Source organism: Micromonospora salmantinae (assembly GCF_022230905.1).
GTDB classification, from domain to species: Bacteria; Actinomycetota; Actinomycetes; order Mycobacteriales; family Micromonosporaceae; genus Micromonospora; species Micromonospora salmantinae.
In genome coordinates, this window is sequence record NZ_JAKKFG010000012.1 from 113,847 (window position 1) to 131,174 (window position 17,328).

The 17,328-nt window shown below is 71.4% G+C and carries 17 protein-coding genes; 9 read left to right on the plus strand and 8 right to left on the minus strand.

Annotation, left to right across the window (positions count from 1 at the left end; translation table 11 throughout):
• Positions 1-135: 135 nt before the first annotated feature.
• A complete protein-coding gene (locus tag PSH03_RS11065; protein WP_238689059.1) occupies positions 136-894 on the minus strand; it encodes a maleylpyruvate isomerase family mycothiol-dependent enzyme in 759 nt (252 codons plus the stop codon).
• Between the two features lie 114 nt (positions 895-1,008).
• On the opposite strand from PSH03_RS11065, the gene PSH03_RS11070 reads away from it, so the two are divergent.
• Entirely contained in the window at positions 1,009-2,046 is a 1,038-nt protein-coding gene (locus PSH03_RS11070; protein ID WP_238689174.1) for a UDP-N-acetylmuramate dehydrogenase, read from the plus strand.
• Between the two features lie 172 nt (positions 2,047-2,218).
• Here PSH03_RS11070 and PSH03_RS11075 read toward each other — a convergent pair whose 3' ends face one another.
• Positions 2,219-3,007 carry a class I SAM-dependent methyltransferase gene (locus tag PSH03_RS11075; protein ID WP_238689060.1) on the minus strand — a complete coding sequence of 263 codons (789 nt, stop codon included), beginning with the start codon at positions 3,005-3,007 and terminating at the stop codon, positions 2,219-2,221.
• A gap of 21 nt (positions 3,008-3,028) precedes the next feature.
• On the minus strand, positions 3,029-3,796 hold the full coding sequence (locus tag PSH03_RS11080; protein ID WP_210782508.1) for an SDR family oxidoreductase: 768 nt from the start codon (positions 3,794-3,796) through the stop codon (positions 3,029-3,031).
• Positions 3,797-4,002: 206 nt separating this feature from the next.
• Here PSH03_RS11080 and mshA point away from each other — a divergent pair, with 206 nt between their 5' ends.
• A complete protein-coding gene (gene mshA, locus PSH03_RS11085; protein ID WP_238689061.1) occupies positions 4,003-5,367 on the plus strand; it encodes a D-inositol-3-phosphate glycosyltransferase in 1,365 nt (454 codons plus the stop codon).
• Between the two features lie 57 nt (positions 5,368-5,424).
• Complete coding sequence (locus tag PSH03_RS11090; RefSeq protein WP_112605262.1) at positions 5,425-5,940, plus strand: type III secretion system chaperone family protein; 516 nt, start codon at positions 5,425-5,427, stop codon at positions 5,938-5,940.
• A gap of 255 nt (positions 5,941-6,195) precedes the next feature.
• Here PSH03_RS11090 and PSH03_RS33015 read toward each other — a convergent pair whose 3' ends face one another.
• A complete protein-coding gene (locus PSH03_RS33015; RefSeq protein ID WP_238689062.1) occupies positions 6,196-7,047 on the minus strand; it encodes a hypothetical protein in 852 nt (283 codons plus the stop codon).
• On the opposite strand from PSH03_RS33015, the gene PSH03_RS33020 reads away from it, so the two are divergent.
• The gene (locus PSH03_RS33020) at positions 7,031-7,354 is read left to right on the plus strand and encodes a hypothetical protein (protein WP_238689063.1); all 324 of its coding nucleotides are present in this window, start codon (positions 7,031-7,033) and stop codon (positions 7,352-7,354) included. The genes PSH03_RS33015 and PSH03_RS33020 overlap by 17 nt on opposite strands.
• 365 nt (positions 7,355-7,719) lie before the next feature.
• On the opposite strand, the gene PSH03_RS11105 is transcribed toward PSH03_RS33020, so the two are convergent.
• Together PSH03_RS11105 and PSH03_RS11110 are read right to left on the minus strand one after the other, a co-directional pair.
• Positions 7,720-9,015: an MFS transporter gene (locus PSH03_RS11105; protein WP_238689064.1), complete on the minus strand. Its 1,296-nt coding sequence runs from the start codon at positions 9,013-9,015 to the stop codon at positions 7,720-7,722.
• Positions 9,016-9,089: 74 nt separating this feature from the next.
• Positions 9,090-10,370, minus strand: coding sequence for an MDR family MFS transporter (locus PSH03_RS11110; RefSeq protein ID WP_210782518.1), 1,281 nt, complete (start codon positions 10,368-10,370; stop codon positions 9,090-9,092).
• A 152-nt stretch (positions 10,371-10,522) separates the two neighbouring features.
• Between PSH03_RS11110 and PSH03_RS11115 the strand changes: the two genes are divergently transcribed.
• Positions 10,523-11,290 (plus strand): phosphoglyceromutase, encoded by a 768-nt coding sequence (locus PSH03_RS11115; RefSeq protein ID WP_091403562.1) that lies wholly within the window; start codon positions 10,523-10,525, stop codon positions 11,288-11,290.
• Positions 11,291-11,354: 64 nt separating this feature from the next.
• Here PSH03_RS11115 and phoU read toward each other — a convergent pair whose 3' ends face one another.
• Positions 11,355-12,008 (minus strand): phosphate signaling complex protein PhoU, encoded by a 654-nt coding sequence (gene phoU / locus PSH03_RS11120; RefSeq protein WP_151496297.1) that lies wholly within the window; start codon positions 12,006-12,008, stop codon positions 11,355-11,357.
• 205 nt (positions 12,009-12,213) lie between these two features.
• Between phoU and PSH03_RS11125 the strand changes: the two genes are divergently transcribed.
• Together PSH03_RS11125 and PSH03_RS11130 are read left to right on the plus strand one after the other, a co-directional pair.
• Entirely contained in the window at positions 12,214-13,497 is a 1,284-nt protein-coding gene (locus PSH03_RS11125; RefSeq protein ID WP_238689066.1) for a sensor histidine kinase, read from the plus strand.
• Between the two features lie 24 nt (positions 13,498-13,521).
• Positions 13,522-14,205, plus strand: a complete 684-nt coding sequence (locus PSH03_RS11130; protein ID WP_030329696.1) for a response regulator — start codon at positions 13,522-13,524, stop codon at positions 14,203-14,205.
• Positions 14,206-14,617: 412 nt separating this feature from the next.
• Here the strand turns inward: PSH03_RS11130 and PSH03_RS11135 are convergent, their stop codons facing one another.
• Positions 14,618-15,415, minus strand: coding sequence for a DUF3109 family protein (locus tag PSH03_RS11135; protein WP_210782571.1), 798 nt, complete (start codon positions 15,413-15,415; stop codon positions 14,618-14,620).
• A gap of 80 nt (positions 15,416-15,495) precedes the next feature.
• Here PSH03_RS11135 and PSH03_RS11140 point away from each other — a divergent pair, with 80 nt between their 5' ends.
• Together PSH03_RS11140 and PSH03_RS11145 are read left to right on the plus strand one after the other, a co-directional pair.
• On the plus strand, positions 15,496-16,440 hold the full coding sequence (locus tag PSH03_RS11140; protein ID WP_112584229.1) for a Ppx/GppA phosphatase family protein: 945 nt from the start codon (positions 15,496-15,498) through the stop codon (positions 16,438-16,440).
• A 75-nt stretch (positions 16,441-16,515) separates the two neighbouring features.
• Entirely contained in the window at positions 16,516-17,322 is an 807-nt protein-coding gene (locus PSH03_RS11145) for a sugar phosphate isomerase/epimerase family protein (RefSeq protein ID WP_091402756.1), read from the plus strand.
• The last annotated feature ends 6 nt before the right edge of the window (positions 17,323-17,328 follow it).

Genomic DNA, 17,328 nt, shown 5'->3' on the forward strand with positions numbered 1-17,328 from the left:
AGAGAGCGCTCTCTCAGCGTTGTGGTCCCGTGATGAACGCTCCGCGCCGGTGCGACGTCCGGCAGGCGAAGGAACCCCGACATCGACGAAGGGCGCCACCCCGGATGGGTGACGCCCTCGTTCGTGATGGGTCGGTCAGCCGGTGCGCAGACCGTCCAACAGGGTGCGGTCACCGGCGACGTCCAGCGTCTCGAAGCTCACCCGACCCCAGAGCGCCAGCAGCAGGTCGCTCGCGGTGCCGCTGACCTGGGCGCGGGCGTGGTGATCGTCGTGGTCGAAGATGGTCGCGGTGTCGAGCAGCGCCACCCCCTCGCCGCGCAACCGCAGATACCACTCCTGGGCCGCATCGGTCGCGCAGAGCTGCACCACCCCGTGCCAGTCACCGGGCACCTGCCGCCGGCCCGCCGGCAGCCAGGTGTCCAGCACCTCACTCACCCCGTCGGCCGCGAGCTTCGCCTCGACCGGATCACCAGCCCCGATGGCGAGCTGGGCGTCCCAGCGGTGCACAGCCGTCTCGTGCGCCATCCGACGCGGCCAGAAACCGGCCTTCTTCGGCTGCGGGGCCCAGTTCCACGCCGGTGCCTCGGGGTCGAGCCCGTCGAAGAGGGTCATCACCCGGTCGTAACCCTGCTGCCACAGCTGGAGCGCATTCACGCCCGGGTCGGCCTCGATCTTCTCCCGCCGAGGCGGCTGGCTGGTCTGGCCGGAACCGGCGAACGACGACACCCAGTGGTAGATGCCGGCCATGTGCAGTGTGACGTCGTTGACCGTCCAGCCCGGACAGGACAGCACCGGTGTCTCCGGCGGCGCCTCGGCCACCGCTGCCGCGAAAGCCGGACCCTCCGTCCGGAGCGCCCCGATCCAGAAATCCTTGCTGCCCTGCAGTCTGCTCATCGCCATCCTCCCGGGGGTGCCGGGCGACCAGTGGGTGCCACGGCTACTTGTCAGCCTAAGGTGAAGGGCGTGCCAGACGCCTCCGCCCAGCCGACAACCGACGCCGATCGTGCCATCCCCGGTCCACTCGCCGGCTACACCACCCTCCGAACGGGTGGGCCGGCCGAGCGGATCGTGGCCGCCGGCAGTGCCGACGAGCTCGTCCAGGCGGTACGCGCCGCGGCGGAGCCGGTCCTGATCCTGGCCGGGGGCAGCAACGTGGTGATCGGCGACGCCGGTTTCCCCGGCACCGTCGTGCTGGTGCGCTCCCGTGGCATGCGGGTCATCGCCGAGGACGCCACCTCGGTCACCGTACGGGTCGACGCCGGCGAGCCGTGGGACGACCTGGTCGCCTCCACCATCGCCAACGGCTGGGCCGGGCTGGAATGCCTCTCCGGCATCCCCGGCTCGACCGGCGCCACCCCCATCCAGAACGTCGGCGCGTACGGCCAGGAAGTCGCCGAGACGATCACCGGCGTCGAGGTGTACGACAGGGTCGAGGGCACCCGTCAGGTCATCCCCGCCGCAGACTGCGGCTTCGCCTACCGGGGTAGCGTCTTCAAGTACGTGGACCGCTGGGTGGTGCTCTCGGTCGACTTCCGACTCACCAGGTCCTCGCTGTCCGGGCCGGTGCGCTACGCGGAGCTGGCCCGAGTCCTCGGTGTCGAGGTGGGCGACCAGGTGCCGCTGGCCGACGCCCGAGCGGTGGTGCTGCGACTGCGGGCGGGCAAGGGGATGGTGCTCGACGCCAATGACCCGGACACTCGCTCGGTCGGCTCCTTCTTCACCAACCCGGTGCTCGACCGCGCGACGTACGAACAGCTCCTGGAACGCTCCGCCGAGCTGGGTGACCCGCCCGCCTGGCCCGGGGCGGACGGCCTGGTCAAGGTGAGCGCCGCCTGGCTGATCGACAAGGCCGGCTTCGCCAAGGGTCACCCCGGCGAGGGTGGGGTGGCCATCTCCAGCAAACACACCCTGGCCCTGACCAACCGCAGCGGCACCGCCCACACCGCTGACCTGCTCGCGTTGGCCGCCACCATCCGCGATCAGGTCCACGCCCGCTTCGGCGTAACCCTGCACCCCGAACCAGTCCTCATCAACTGCACCCTCTAACCCGGTCGGGCTCCCGCCCCCGCCCCGCCCCGCCCCGCCCTCGCGCCCCGCGCCCATCCCGCCCGCGCCCCGCGATCTTGCAGTTTCTGCGGTGACATAAGGGCTACAAAAGGGCAAATAGCCAACCGAAAGTGCAAGATCGGCGTGCGGGGTGCGGGGTGCGGGGTGCGGGTTAGGGGAGGGGCCAGGGGAGGGTTAGTTCGCCCTGGCGCCAGCGGGTGGCGTTGTCGAGGATGGGCCAGCCTGTTTCGCGGAGGCGGGTCACCGCGTGCAGCCAGCGTTGGCGGGGGCCGAAGGTGGCGTACGGGGCGGCGGCCTGCCAGGCGTCGTCCAGGGCGCGGATCAGCGCGTGCACCGGCTCACCGGGAACGTTGCGATGGATCAGCGCCTTGGGTAGCCGCTCGGCCAGCTCGGCAGGGCTGCCCAGCGTGGTGAGCTTCGCGGCCAGGGTCAGCGTCCGGGGGCCGTCGGCGTCGATCAGCAGCCAACTGGCGAGCCGCCCCAACTCGTCACACGTGCCCTCGACGAGCACTCCGCCGGGGGCGAGCGCGGCGGTCATCGTCTGCCAGGCTTCGGTTACCTCGCTCTCGTCGTACTGTCGCAGCACGTTGAACGCGCGGACCAGCACCGGCCGGAGCCCGGCCAACTCGAACCCACCCCGGGCGAACATCAGCCAGGGTGGGTCGGCGGCCGGCGCCGCGGCCGCCACCCGGGCCGCGTCGATCTCCAACCCGACCAGCCGTACGTCAGGACGGACCCCGGCCGCCAGCCGGGCGCGCAACTCCACAGCGGTCACCGGGGTGGCGCCGTAGCCGAGGTCGACCACCAGGGGGTCGTCCGCCGCCGACAGCCGGTCGGCGCAGGTGGCGACGATCCAGTTGTCCACCCGACGGAGCCGGTTCGGGTTCGTCGTGCCGCGCGTGACCACGCCGACCGGCCGGCGCCGCGCCACGCCGCTCATCCCGACGTCACTGCCCGGGCTTCACTGGTCGACCCGGTGCACCTTGTGCTGGGCGGCCTGTGCCCGGGGCCGGACCACCAGGCGGTCGATGTTGACGTGCTCGGGGCGGGTGGCGCACCAGGCGATGCAGTCGGCGACGTCCTCGGCGACCAGCGGCCCCGGCACCCCGGCGTAGACGGCGGCGGCCCGTTCCGCGTCGCCCTCGAAGCGGACCAGCCCGAACTCGTCGGTTTTCACCATGCCCGGGTCGATCTCGACGACCCGCAGCGGCCGGCCGCACAGCTCCAGGCGGAGCGTGCCGGCGATGGCGGTCTGCGCGTGCTTCGCGGCGGTGTAGCCGCCCCCGCCCTCGTACACGGTCAGTCCGGCGGTCGAGGAGACCACCACGATGGTGCCGGAGCCGGAGGCTTCCAGCGCCGGCAGCAGCGCCTGGGTGACCCGCAGGGTGCCGAGCACGTTCACGTCGTACATCCACTGCCAGTCGGCGACCGAGCCGGACTCCACCGGGTCCAGCCCGCGCGCTCCCCCGGCGTTGTTGACCAGCAGCGTGACCGGCCCGGGTGCCTGGGCGGCGGCGTCGGCCAGCCGGGCCACCGACTCGTCTGAGGTGACGTCGCAGGTCACGGCGGTGGCCTGCCCGCCGGCGGCGGTGATCTCGGCGACCAGCTCGGTGAGCCGTTCGGCGCGGCGAGCGGCGGCGAGCACGTGGAAGCCCTCGGCGGCGAGCCGGCGGGCGGTGGCCGCGCCGATCCCGCTGGACGCTCCGGTGACGATGGCGACTGAGGTCATTCCGACATTGTCACAGCGGGCGTACGACCCGCCCCGACCGGGCGTACGGCAGCCAGTGTCCCGGCGTTCGGTGATGAGGTCCGTCACGCCGAGGGGCCGCGCCGGGGAATTTCCGAAGCCCGATGGGGAAGATGACATCCGGCGTACAGGTTGACCGAGAAGCGCCGGTCGTGCGAGACGGCATCAACCGTGAAGAAGGAGCGGATGTGGCGGATATGCACGCCGGTGTCGGGCGTCAGCGAGGTGCCCGACCGTGGCCCCGGCCTCGCCGCATCGCGACCCTGTCGGTACACACCTCCCCCCTGCACCAGCCCGGCACGGGTGATGCCGGTGGAATGAACGTCTACATCCTCGAAGTCGCCCGGCGTCTCGCCGAGGCCAACGTGGAGGTGGAGATCTTCACCCGGGCCACCTCCGGTGACCTTCCCCCGGTGGTCGAGATGGCGCCCGGAGTGCAGGTCCGACACATCACCTCCGGCCCCCTGGAGGGCCTCACCAAGGAGGAGCTGCCCGGTCAGCTCTGCGCCTTCACCGCCGGGGTGCTGCGCGCCGAGGCGTCCCGTCCGCCCGGCCACTACGACCTGATCCACTCCCACTACTGGCTCTCCGGCCAGGTTGGTTGGCTGGCCAAGGAGCGCTGGGGGGTGCCGCTGGTGCACACCGCGCACACTCTCGCGAAGGTCAAGAACGCCCAGCTCGCGGCCGGGGACCGGCCGGAGCCCAAGGCCCGGGTCATCGGCGAGGAGCAGGTCGTCGCCGAGGCGGACCGGCTGGTCGCCAACACCCGGGTCGAGGCCAGCGACCTGGTCGACCGGTACGACGCCGACCCGACCCGGGTGTCCGTCGTGCAGCCGGGCGTCGACCTGGCCCGGTTCCGGCCCGCGCCGGGTGACAGGTCCGCGGCCGCCCGCCAGGCCCGTCGTCGGCTGGGGCTTCCCGTCGACGGGTACGTGGTTGCCTTCGTCGGTCGAATCCAGCCACTCAAGGCCCCCGACGTGCTGATCCGCGCGATCGCCGCGCTGCGGGAGCGCGACCCGGCACTGGCCGATCAGGTGACGGTGGTGATCTGCGGCGGGCCCAGCGGCAGTGGGCTGGACCGGCCGACCGCCCTGATCGAGTTGGCCGCCAGGCTCGGGGTCAGCGACGGGGTGCGGTTCCTGCCGCCGCTCACCGGGGACGACCTTCCGGCCCTGTACCGGGCGGCGGATCTCGTCGCGGTGCCGTCGCACAACGAATCGTTCGGGCTGGTCGCCCTGGAGGCGCAGGCCTGCGGTACGCCGGTGCTGGCCGCCGCCGTCGGAGGGTTGGTCACCGCCGTCCGGGACCAGGTCAGTGGCGTACTGATCGACGGTCACGACCCGGTCGACTGGGCCCGTGCGATGGGCAGCCTGCTGCCGAACCGGGCGCTGCGGTCGGTGCTGGCCCGAGGCGCCGAGCAGCACGCTCGGCATTTCTCCTGGGACCGTACGGTCGCCGGTCTGCTCGGGGTCTACGGCGAGGCGATCGCCGGGCACCGCGCCCGTCTCGCGGCCGACCTGGCGTGTGACCCGGCGCTCTCCTGCTCCTGGTGACCCGGGGGCCCGCTTGTCACAGGGTGCGCGAGCCCGGTCGGTCGTAGAGTGGGTCCGGTGAGCCCGAAGAGCGATCTTGCGACCCTGATCGAGTCGGTCTGCGCCGAGCGGGACCTGGCCTGGGAGTCGACCGGCCCCGGCTCGTACGCGGTGACGCTGCCGGGCACCCACAAGCTGAAGACGATCTGCAACCTGATCGTCGGCGAGCACGCGCTGCGGATCGAGGCGTTCGTGATGCGCCAGCCGGACGAGCGCCGCGAGGAGTTGTGGGCCTGGCTGTTGCAGCGCAACGCCCGGATGTACGGCGTCTCCTTCTCGACCGACGCGGTCGGCGACGTGTACCTGACCGGTCGGGTCAACCCGGCCGGCGTCGACGCCGACGAGTTGGACCGATTGTTCGGCGCGGTGCTCACGTACGCCGACGAGTCGTTCGACACGATGCTGGAGATCGGCTTCGGCAGTTCGATCCGGCGCGAGTACGAGTGGCGGGTGAAGCGGGGCGAGTCGACCGCCAACCTGGCCGCCTTCGCCCACCTTTTCGAGCCCTCCGGCGCCGGCCCCGACCCAACCTGACCCACCGCCCCCGGCCGCGCCCCCACCCCGCGCCGTCCCGCGCCCGCGCGCCGGGGCCGCCTCCCCTGGTCGTGCTCGAACCACGACGTAGTGGTGTCGCCGACGCGGCGATGCCACTCGATCCTGGAACCAGCACGATCATGGCGAGTTGACTGTGGTTCGGAGTGCTCCTGACGGGTATGCCGCACCGCGCGGTGCGGCAAGGGACCCCCGCGCGCCGATGACGGAGTGCCAAGGAGCGGAGCGTCCCATGGCTCAGCGGAACAGCTCAGGTCGCGGCGCGACTGCGACCAGGACGAAGCGACAGGCCGGCAACCAGACGCCGGGTACGCCCGGAGTCTCCGAGTCGGAGATTTCCCGGATGCGGGTGGACGACATCCGCGGGCAGTTGCGCAAACGCGGGGTCTCCGGGATCTCCGCGTTGCGCAAGCCCGAGCTGGTGAAACAGCTGGTGCGCTCGATGCGGGCCGGCGCCGGTCGGAGCAGCACCGGCCCGTCGGGTCGAGCAGCCGGGACCAGGGCGTCGGCGGGTCGTGCCGCCGCCACCAAGAAGTCCGCGGCCAGGCCGGCGTCCAGCCGTGCGAAGGCCGCGCCGGCGAACAAGAGCGCGCCCGCGAAGCGGGCCGCCGCAACGAAGGCGACCGCCGGGCGGAAGTCGACGGCGGCGGCGAAGAGGGCGCCGGCGAAGAAGGCGACCGCCGCGAAGAGAACCACAGCGGCGACGTCGACGGCGGCCCGCAAGAGCACGGCCACGAGCAGGACCACGGCCGCCCGGAAGACCGCCGCGGCGCGGAAGACCACGGCGGCCCGTAAGACAGCGACGGCGCGTACGGCGCCCGCGCGGAAGGCACCGGCGAAGAAGGCACCGGCGCGGCCGGCGGCGAAGCGCGCGGTACCGGCCAAGAGCGCGGCTGCGAAGCGCACCACGGCGAAGCGCGCGGCACCGGCCAAGAGCGCGGCGGCGAAGCGCACCGCACCGGCCAAGAGCGCGGCGGCCAAGCGCACGTTGACGCCGTCGACCGGTGGCGGGACGGCGGCCGGCGGGATCCGGACCGGACGGGGTACGGGGCGGTCGGTCCGCAGTTCGCAGGTGATCTCGTCGATCACGGACCGGCCGGAGCGGCCGGGACGGAGTTTGATCACGGCGAACCACGAGGTGATCCAGCGGTGGGCCCGGGAACGCGGGGCCCGGCCGGCGACCATCGCCGGCACCGAGCGGGATGGCCGGGCGGGTGTGTTGACCTTCAACATTCCCGGATACCGGGAAAGCAGCCGGATTCGCGAGATCACCTGGGATGAGTGGTTCTACACGTTTGACCTGCGGCGCTTGAACCTGATTTATCAGGAACAGCTGCGGGACGGCCGGCAGAGCAACTTCTTCCGGACCGAGTCACCCGATCGGGAAGACGGTTGAGGTGTTTGCGGGAATGGCCGACGGGTACCCGGCTGTTGCCAACGGACGAGGCCGGAGCAGCGGATACTCGCCAGTTGTGACCGGCGAGACAGCCGTTCTGGGTTGAATCCAGAATCCGGGCGAACTAGCTTTATTGCACCGCGCCACGTTTGGAAACGTTCGGGGGAGCGGCGGATCGATCAGATCCGCGCACCAGACGAGGCGCGAGGGGACGGGTGGAATAACCGTTGGGGGACGGTTCCCACCTGTTTGGACCGGCGGCGTGAGCGGGCGATGCTTACGGGGGTGAGTGTTGCCCGCCGCCGCCGGCCCCACCGGCGGGCGCCCACCACGACCTCAGGGACGTGGTGGGCGCTTTGCGTCGGTTATCCGGTCGGTACGCGGTCTGCGGAGGTTGTCGGCTTCGGGTCGACAACCCGGCGCAGCGCGGCGACGTGCCGCTCCCGGGGTGGTCCGGCGAGCAGGTGCCCGAGCGCGGCCAGCAGGCCCAGCCCGCCCACGATCAGCCAGTGCCGGTCGCCGAGGTGCTGGAGGCTCACCCCGCCGAGGGTGGGCGCGACGAACGCCGCGGCTGGGAACGTCAGGTAGAAGACCGACTGGTAGCGCGCTCGTAGCTGCGGTGGTGCCAGGTCCGCGTTGATCTGCGCGTTGGGCGGGGCGGCGAGCATCGAGCCGACCGTCCAGACCACTGCGGCACCCAGGTAGACGGCCAGTTCGTCGGCAATGGCGAGCGCCCCGAAACCGAGCGCGAGCAGCGCCGTGGAGGCGGCCAGCACGACGTCCTTGCGGTGCCTGTCGATCAGCCGGGGCACGAACAACTGCCCGACCACGATCAGCGCGCCGCCGAGCGCCACCACCAGCCCGTACGCCGATGGGCCCAGGCCGTCCGCGCGCATGGCCAGCGGCATGATGGTCGACGTCTGCATGGTGAGTACGGCCAGCACGAAGGTGAGCCCGACGAAGACCAGGAAGGTGCGGTCGGTGAGCGCGGTGTGCAGTCCCGGCCGGCGGGTCCGGACGGACCTCGGTGCCGCGTCTGTGGCGGGCGGTGGGCTGGCTGCTGGCCGGGCCAACCGCAGGGTTTCGGGCACCTTCCAGGCGATCACGGCGGCGGCGGTCAGGGTGGCGCCCGCGTCGACCAGGAACAGTGCGGTGAAGCTCGCCTCGGCCAGGACCCCGGCGAGCAGCGAGGCGACCGCCATGCCCAGGTTGAACGCCCAGAACTGAAGGTTGAACGCGCGTGAGCGGCGCTCGGCGGGCACCACGTCGACGATCGCCGCCACGAATGCCGGGCTGGGCATCGAGTGGACCACGCCGATCAGCGCGGAGAGCACGGCGATCAGCAGCAGGGGTCGGGTGAAGGCGAGCGCCACCATCAGGCCGACTGTGGCCAGGTGCGCGGCGAGCAGGGTCGCCCGGCGTCCCCACCGGTCGGCGAGCACCCCGCCGAGCAGTACGCCGGCCGCTCCGCCGGCCCCGTACGCGCCGACCACTGTGCCGGCCAGGGCTTCGCTCGCGCCGCGTACGTCGGTGAGGTAGAGCGAGAGGAACAGCATGGCGAACGCGCCGGCCCGGTTGATCAGCAGGCCGGCCCAGAGGTACCAGAAGGTGGCGGGTAGCCCGCCTGCGGTGTCGTGCCACCAGCGCCGCAGGGCGTGCACCCGACCTCCCGACAGTTCAGGTTGTTAACTGTTTCCACCGCACAGTAGGAACTCCGGCACGGCCGCGCCACTCATTACGCCTCGGCGGGCTGTGGCGCACGGGACGCGGTGGTCGTTGCCAGTGCCTCACCGGAGCGGCGCAGCGCGGCTGCACGCCGTTCCCGGGCCGGCCCCGACACCAGGTGGGCCACCGCGGTCAGGAGGCCGAGCGCGGCGCAGCCGTACCAGAGGGTGTCGTTGCCGGCGTGCTCGCGTACCAGGCCGCCGAGGATCGGCGCGCTGGCCCCGGCGATCTGCCACGAGAGGGAGAACACGCCCTGGTAGCGACCGCGCAACTCGGCCGGGGAGAGCTCGGCGATCAGCGTGGAGTTGGAGGGCGAGTTCAGCATCTCGCCGACCGTCCAGATCAGCACTGTCAGCCCGTAGAACCAGGGGGTGCCGGCGAACGCGGTCAGCCCGAACCCCACGCCCATCACCACGGACGCCAGCGCGAGCACGTGCGAGCGGCTCCGACCCCGGATCAGTCGGGGCACGAAGAGTTGGCCGACCACGATGAGGATGCCGTTGAGCGCGATCACCGAGCCGTAGGTGGCGGGGCTCAGACCGTCGTCGCCCATCGCGATCGGCAGCATCGAGATGTGCTGGAGGAACACCAGCGCGGCGAACAGGTTGAGTGCCACGAAGCCGAGGTAGACCCGGTCGGTGAGGATCGTGCGCAGCGCCCCGCGCGGAGCCGCTGCTGCCGCGACGGCGGTGGCGGGGCCGGCCTGTCGGGTCTCCGGCACCTTGCTGAAGATGATCAGCGCGGTGATCAGCATGGTGGCCGCGTCGACCACGAACAGCAGCAGGTAATCGGCCTGTGCGGCGAGGCCGGCGAGGACGGCGGCGCAGGCGAAGCCCAGGTTGATCGCCCAGTAGTTGAGTGAGAAGGCGCGCAGCCGGTCCTTCGCCGGCACCACGTCGATCATCATCGCCCCGAACGCGGGCCGGGCCGCCTCGGCGAACATGCCGAGCAGCAGCGCGCCCAGCGCCACCGCCCAGAGATCCCGGGCCAGCCCGAGCCCGAGCATCATGGCCGCCGCTCCCACGTGGGCGGTGAGCAGTGTCGGTCGGCGACCCCACCGGTCGGCGAGGGTGCCGCCGGCGGTCGTGCCGAACGCCCCGCCGACGCCCCAGAGGCCGATCACCAGGCCGGCCTGCGAGGCCGAGAAGTCACGTTCCTGGGTCAGGTAGATGGCGAGGAAGACGAGGACGAACGAGCCGAGTCGGTTGATCAGGGTGCCCGACCACAGGTACCAGAAGGTGGTCGGTAGGCCGCCGGTGGTGTCCCGGAACCAACTCCGCATCGTCCGCATATGGCGCCCCGCTTGCAAGTAATGACCGATGTGACTGGCGTGCCTTACAACCCTAGTGGTGGCCGGATCCGCTGGTCATCAGCTTTTTCACGTGGTGGTCGTCACGACGGCTGCCCGCGTGTCCGTCAGGCGGTTGAGGCAGGATGATCCGCATGACTGCGAGCGAAGGGCCCACCGTCGGGACGCTGGTCCTGCTGCGACACGGTGAGAGCGACTGGAATGCCAAGAACCTCTTCACCGGCTGGGTGGACGTCGACCTGACCGAGAAGGGCGAGGGCGAGGCGCGGCGCGGCGGCGAGCTGATGCGCGAGCACAGCCTGCTACCGGACGTCGTGCACACCAGCGTGATGCGCCGTGCGATCCGCACCGCCGAGCTGGCGCTCAACGCCGCCGACCGGCACTGGATCGCCGTGCGCCGGTCGTGGCGGCTCAACGAGCGCCACTACGGCGCCCTGCAGGGCAAGAACAAGAAGCAGACCCTCGACGAGTACGGCGAGGAGCAGTTCATGCTCTGGCGCCGGTCGTACGACACGCCACCGCCGCCCATCGACGACAACGACGAGTGGTCGCAGGTGGGTGACCCGCGCTACGCGCTGCTGCCGACCGAGCTGATGCCGCGCACCGAGTGCCTCAAGGACGTCGTCGACCGGATGTTGCCCTACTGGTACGACTCGATCGTGCCGGACATCCTGGCCGGCCGGACGGTGCTGGTGGCCGCGCACGGCAACTCGCTGCGCGCCCTCGTCAAGCACCTCGACCAGATCTCCGACGAGGCGATCGCCAAGCTGAACATCCCGACGGGCATTCCGCTGCGCTACGACCTCGACCCGCAGCTGCGCCCGCTCACTCTGGGCGGCACCTACCTCGACCCGACCGCTGCGAAGGCAGCCGCCGCGGCGGTGGCCAACCAGGGGCGCTGAGCCACCAGAAAGGGGCCCCTCGTCATCGCGGGAAGCGATGGCGAGGGGCCCCTTCGCGTGCCGGTCAGTTACTGCTGGGCGTGCTCTCCCCGGTGATCAGGTAGATCACGTGCTCGCCGGCGTTGACCGCGTGGTCGGCGAAGCGCTCGTAGAAGCGGCCCAGCAGGGTGGCGTCGATCGCCGTCTCCACCCCGTACGGCCAGTCGTCGCCGAGCAGCACGGCGAACAGGTTCTTGTGCAGCTCGTCCATTGCGTCGTCGTCGCGGTCCAGTTCGCCGGCGAGGTCGGCGTCGGGCTTCGCCAGCACCGAACCGATCTTCACGGCCATCCGGTCGGCGATCTCGGACATCTCGGTGAAGACCGTCCGCAGCTCGGCCGGTACGGCGGGGGAGGGATGCCGGCGCAGCGCGGTCTTCGCCACGTGCTCGGCGAGGTCGCCCATCCGCTCCAGATCAGCGGCCACGTGCAGCGCGGTGATCATCGCCCGGAGGTCGGAGGCGACCGGCGCCTGTCGGGCGAGCAGGTCGCAGACCCGCTCCTCGACGTGCCGGTAGAGGTCGTCGATCTCGGCGTCCCGCTCGATGACCGTCTCGGCGGCCTGCCGGTCGGCGGTGAGCAGGGCCCGGGTGGCCTGGCGCATGGCGGCGCGGACGCCCTCCGCCATGTCCACCAGCAGTTGGCTGACGATCTGGAGGTCGGCCCGGAACTCGTCGCGCATCATCACGTCCTGTGGTCGGTCGCCGCCGACGGGTGCCGGCGCAGGGGGTTGAGCAGGTGCGACGCCAACGGTAGGGGCGCGCGGACGGATCCCGGATGAACCACGGTGAACGACGCCAGACGTGGGGGTGAACACTTCCGTAAGTGAGGGTAGTTCGTCCCGTTCTGTGTGGTAGCCAGGTTAACAATGACCCTACGATCGCCGGGTGGAGTGGGCGGTGGCGGTCGTGGTGGCCCTGGCGTTGGTGGCCGGGATGGCCGCCGGTCTGCTGCTGCCCCGGTTCCTGCCGAGGCGGGACGGTCACTCCACGTCGACGGGGAGCGTCAGCTTCCGCTGGAGCAGGGGGAGGCCCGCGATAGCCGACGAGCAGCAGGCCGGGCTCGGCCGCCGGACGATCGACTCACTCCGGGCCGGTGTCGTGGTCCTGGACAACGACGACGTCCCCGTGCTGATCAACCCGGCCGCCCGCGCGATGGGGCTGCTGCGTACCGGCAGCACCCCCGGCTCAATCGCCGCGCACCCGCTGATCCGTACCCTTGCCGGCCAGGTGCGGCGCACCGGCGTGCGACGCGAGATCGAGCTGGACCTGCCCCGAGGCCGCGACAGTGCGGGGGAGAACCCGCTCGGCGTGCACCTGCGGGCGATGGGTCTCGGCAACGGCTTCATAGCGGTCGAGGCGGTCGACGTGACCGAGTCGCACCGGCTGACCCGGGTACGACGCGACTTCGTGGCCAACGTGAGCCACGAGCTGAAGACACCGATCGGGGCCCTGCAGCTGCTCGCCGAGGCGTTGCTGGACGCTACCGAGCCGGCCGACGCCGCGGCACCCGACCTCTCCGAGGACCTGGTGGCCGCCCGCCGGTTCGCCGAGCGGATCCAGCACGAGTCGACCCGGCTGGGTCGGCTGGTGCAGGAGTTGCTGGAGTTGACCCGGTTGCAGGGGGCTGAGCCGCAGCCGCCACCGGAGCCGGTCGCGCTGGACTGGGTGATCGCCGAGGTGGTCGACCGGACCCGCACCACGGCCTCCGCCCGGGGTGTCGCCGTGACAGTGGACGGGGCGCGTGGCCTCACCGCGTACGGCAGCGACTCCCAACTCGCCACCGCGGTGGCGAACCTGGTGGAGAACGCCATCAACTACTCGGGCGAGGACACCACGGTGCGGGTGACCCTCCGCGGCGACGACGAGCACGTCGAGGTCGCCGTCTCCGACCAGGGCATCGGTATCGCCCCCACCGACGTCGACCGGATCTTCGAGCGGTTCTACCGGGCCGACCAGGCCCGCTCGCGTGCCACCGGCGGCACCGGGCTCGGCCTGGCGATCGTGAAACACATTGCGAGCAACCATGGCGGACGGGTCGAGGTGTCGAGCACTCTTGGTGGTGGATCGACGTTCACCCTCCGGCTGCCCGCCAGTCCACCGGACGACCTCCTGGCGACACTGCCGCCGGTTGGGATCGAGTCCGGTCCGACTGGGCTACGGCAGGTCTGACAGCAAATGGAAAGGAAATCCCCGTTGAGCCGCGTTCTCGTGGTCGAGGACGAGGAGTCGTTCTCCGACGCCTTGTCGTACATGCTCCGTAAGGAGGGCTTTGAGGTTTCGGTCGCCGCGACCGGCACCGACGCCCTCACCGAGTTCGACCGGACCGGCGCCGACATCGTGCTGCTCGACCTGATGTTGCCCGAGATGTCGGGGACCGAGGTCTGCCGGCAGTTGCGGCAGCGCTCCGCCGTACCGATCATCATGGTCACCGCCCGGGACAGCGAGATCGACAAGGTGGTCGGGCTGGAGATCGGCGCCGACGACTACGTCACGAAGCCGTACTCGCCGCGGGAACTGGTCGCCCGGATCCGGGCGGTGCTGCGCCGGCAGAGCCCGGAGGTGGCCGAGGCGGGCGCGCCGACGCTGGCCGCCGGGCCGGTGCGGATGGACATCGAGCGGCACGTGGTGACCGTCGACGGCGGGGCCGTACAGCTGCCGCTGAAGGAATTCGAGTTGCTGGAGCTGCTGCTGCGTAACGCGGGCCGGGTGCTCACCCGCGGTCAGCTCATCGACCGGGTCTGGGGCGCCGACTACGTCGGTGACACCAAGACGCTGGACGTGCACGTCAAGCGGCTGCGCTCCAAGATCGAGCCGGAGCCGTCCGCGCCGCGCTTCATCGTGACCGTGCGGGGTCTGGGCTACAAGTTCGAGCCGTGATCGGCGTACCCGAAGGGGGTCTGCGCTCGACGCGGGCCCCCTTCGGCCTGTCCGCCTTGAGCGGCGGGCCAGCTACGGGAGCTGAGCCACCTGCGCGGCTTGGGCGAGTCAGTTGATGCGGCCCTTTGGAGCTGATGTCACAGACGAGTCATCCGCCGACGTCGTAGAGCTGACGTCCGTAAAGCTGACGTCCGTAGAGCCGATGCCGTAAACGAGTCAGCTCCAAAGGCGTCCCGCCCGACGCGCCGGCTCCTTGCCCTCGGCCGTTGTGGCGTCGCTCCGTAGACGAGCGAGCAGTGTGGCGTGGCGTCCGATGATCTCGTCTGCGAGACCGGCGAAGTCTGCGGCGTCTCGCTGTGCCGGGTCGTTGTCAGGTGGAAGTGTCGCAGTCACTGGATTGTCACCGAGACGGCTAGACCTCGTCGGCGGGGTGCGGGGCGATCATGCCCTGCTTCGTTCTGGTCGCGCACAGCTCGGCCAGCCGCTCGTACGCGGGAGCACCGATCAGGGCGGTCAGCTCCGGCCCGTACGACAGGTACATCGGCTCGGTGCCGACGTGCGCGTCCGTCGAGGAGGTGCACCACCAGTCCAGGTCGTGCCCGCCGGCTCCCCAGCCCCGCCGGTCGAACTCGGACAGGGTGGAGACCAGCACCTTGCTGTTGTCCGGTCGTTTCACCCAGTCCTGATCGCGGCGGATCGGCAGCTGCCAACAGACGTCCGGCTTGTATTCCAACGGGTGCACCCCGTCGCGCAGCGCCTGGGCGTGCAGGGCGCAACCGCCACCGCCGGCGAAGTCGGCGTCGTTGAGGAACACGCACGGACCGTCGGGGCCCTGGGTGGCGGTGCGGCGGGCCGGGTTCTTGCCGTCGATGGTGTCCTCGTCGGTCCAGTTCTTGAACCCGCGCCGGAAATGCTGCCAGGTCGACGGGGCGAGTCGCCGGACGGCGTTGCGAACCCGCTTCTCGTCGTCCGAGTCGGTGAAGAACGCCCCGTGCGAGCAGCAACCGTCGGCGGCCCGGCCGGCGATGATGCCGTGGCAGCCCTTGCCGAAGATGCAGGTCCAGCGGGAGAGCAACCAGGTCAGGTCGGCCCGGATCAGGTGCGTCTCGTCGGCCGGGTCGGTGAACTCGATCCACTCCCGAGGGAAGTCCAGGGGCACCTCGCGACTGCGCGGGTCACCCGGGTCGTCCACCAGCACACGGAGCTCCATCGTCACTCGGCCCAGCGTACGCGCGGTGACGTCCGCAGGCCGGTGAGCCGCGCAAACGTGTTGCGCCTACTGTCTTCACCATGCGACTGGGTGTCCTCGACGTCGGATCCAACACGGTGCATCTCCTCGTGGTGGACGCGCACCACGGCGCGCACCCGTGGCCGGCGCACTCCGAGAAGGTGGTGCTCCGGCTGGCCGAGCAGATCGGCCCCGACGGCGCGCTGACCGAGGCGGGCGCGGACGGCCTGGTCAAGGCGGTGGGCATGGCCAAGGCGGCGGCCACCGGGTTGGCGGCCGACGACCTGATCGCTTTCGCCACGTCCGCGGTGCGCGACGCCACCAACGCGGCCGAGGTGCTGGCCCGGGTCCGGGACGAGACCGGCGTACGCCTGGCGGTGCTCTCCGGGGCGGACGAGGCGCGGATGACGTTCCTGGCGGTACGGCGGTGGTTCGGCTGGTCGGCGGGCCGGCTGCTGGTGCTGGACATCGGTGGCGGCTCGTTGGAGATCGCCGCCGGCATCGACGAGGACCCGGACGTCGCGGTCTCCCTGCCGCTCGGGGCCGGTCGGCTGACCCGCGAGCGGCTGCGGGTCGATCCGGCCAGTGCGGCCCCGCCGTCGGCGGAGGCCGTCGACAAGCTCCGGGAGTACGTGGACGGCCGGCTGGACAAGGTCGTCGACCAGATGACCGAGGTGGGCTGGGGTCGGGCGGTGGCCACCTCGAAGACGTTCCGCACCCTGGCCCGACTGGCCGGGGCGGCCCCGTCCGGTTCCGGGCTGTGGGTGCGACGCAGCCTGACCCGGGCCGGCCTGCGGCAGGTCATCGGTTTCATTCGGCACATCCCACCGGCGCAGTTGATGGAGCTGGAGGGGGTCAGCGCGGGTCGGGCCCACCAGTTGCTGGCCGGTGCCGTCGTCGCCGAGGCGGTGATGCGCCGCCTGGACCTGGACTCCCTGGACATCTGCCCGTGGGCGCTGCGGGAGGGTGTCATCCTCCGCCGGCTCGATCAACTGGAGCCGATCTGATCCGGCGGCCGTTTTCGGTAGGTTTGCCGGCGCTCGTCACGATGCCCCCGGCGCTGCCGGGCTACGCTGGCTGATGTGACTTCCCGCGTTCCCGTGCTCCTTTCCAGCTCGTCGGTCTTTCCCGAGCCGACCGCGGCGGCGTTCCAACTGGCCGCGGCGCTCGGCTACGACGGCGTCGAGGTGATGGTCTGGACCGACGTCGTCAGCCAGGACGCGGGCGCGCTGCGCGGCCTCTCCACGCACTACGACGTGCCGGTGCTATCGGTGCACGCGCCCTGCCTGCTGGTCACCCAGCGGGTGTGGAGCCCGGACCCGTGGGAGCGCCTGCGCAAGGCCGCCGAGCTGGCCGAGACGCTGGGCGCGCCGACCGTTGTGGTGCACCCACCGTTCACCTGGCAGCGGGACTACGCGCGCAACTTCGCCGAGGGTCTGGCCACCGTCGCGGACCGGTTCACGGGGCTGCGCTTCGCTGTGGAGAACATGTACCCGGTGCGGATGGCGGGCCGGCAGTTCGTCCCGTACGTGCCCGGTTGGGACCCGACCGACGCCGGCTACCCGTCGTACACCCTGGATCTGTCGCACTGCGCGGCCTCGCACAGCGACCCCCTGGAGATGGCCGACCGGATGGGCGCCGGGCTGGCGCACGTGCACCTCGGCGACGGCACCGGCGAGGGCCGCGACGAGCACCTGGTGCCCGGGCGCGGCACCCAGCCCTGCGGGGAACTGCTCTCCTCGCTGGCCGGCCGGGGTTTCACCGGTGCGGTGGCGGTGGAGGTCGCCACCCGGGGCGCGAAGAGCCGCGCGGTGCGCGAGGCGGACCTGCGCGCCGCGCTGGAGTTCGCCCGCCAGCACCTGACCGCGTCGTCACCGGTCGACGCCTGACCCGTC

Excerpts from the sequence above, each read along its gene's own strand:
- PSH03_RS11135 (WP_210782571.1), bottom strand. The coding sequence starts at position 15,415 with ATGGAGCTCCGTGTGCTGGTGGACGACCCGGGTGACCCGCGCAGTCGC.
- PSH03_RS11110 (WP_210782518.1), bottom strand. The coding sequence starts at position 10,370 with ATGCGGACGATGCGGAGTTGGTTCCGGGACACCACCGGCGGCCTACCG.
- PSH03_RS11065 (WP_238689059.1), bottom strand. The coding sequence starts at position 894 with ATGAGCAGACTGCAGGGCAGCAAGGATTTCTGGATCGGGGCGCTCCGG.
- PSH03_RS11115 (WP_091403562.1), top strand. The coding sequence starts at position 10,523 with ATGACTGCGAGCGAAGGGCCCACCGTCGGGACGCTGGTCCTGCTGCGA.
- phoU (WP_151496297.1), bottom strand. The coding sequence starts at position 12,008 with ATGCGCGACGAGTTCCGGGCCGACCTCCAGATCGTCAGCCAACTGCTG.
- PSH03_RS11140 (WP_112584229.1), top strand. The coding sequence starts at position 15,496 with ATGCGACTGGGTGTCCTCGACGTCGGATCCAACACGGTGCATCTCCTC.
- PSH03_RS11080 (WP_210782508.1), bottom strand. The coding sequence starts at position 3,796 with ATGACCTCAGTCGCCATCGTCACCGGAGCGTCCAGCGGGATCGGCGCG.
- PSH03_RS11075 (WP_238689060.1), bottom strand. The coding sequence starts at position 3,007 with ATGAGCGGCGTGGCGCGGCGCCGGCCGGTCGGCGTGGTCACGCGCGGC.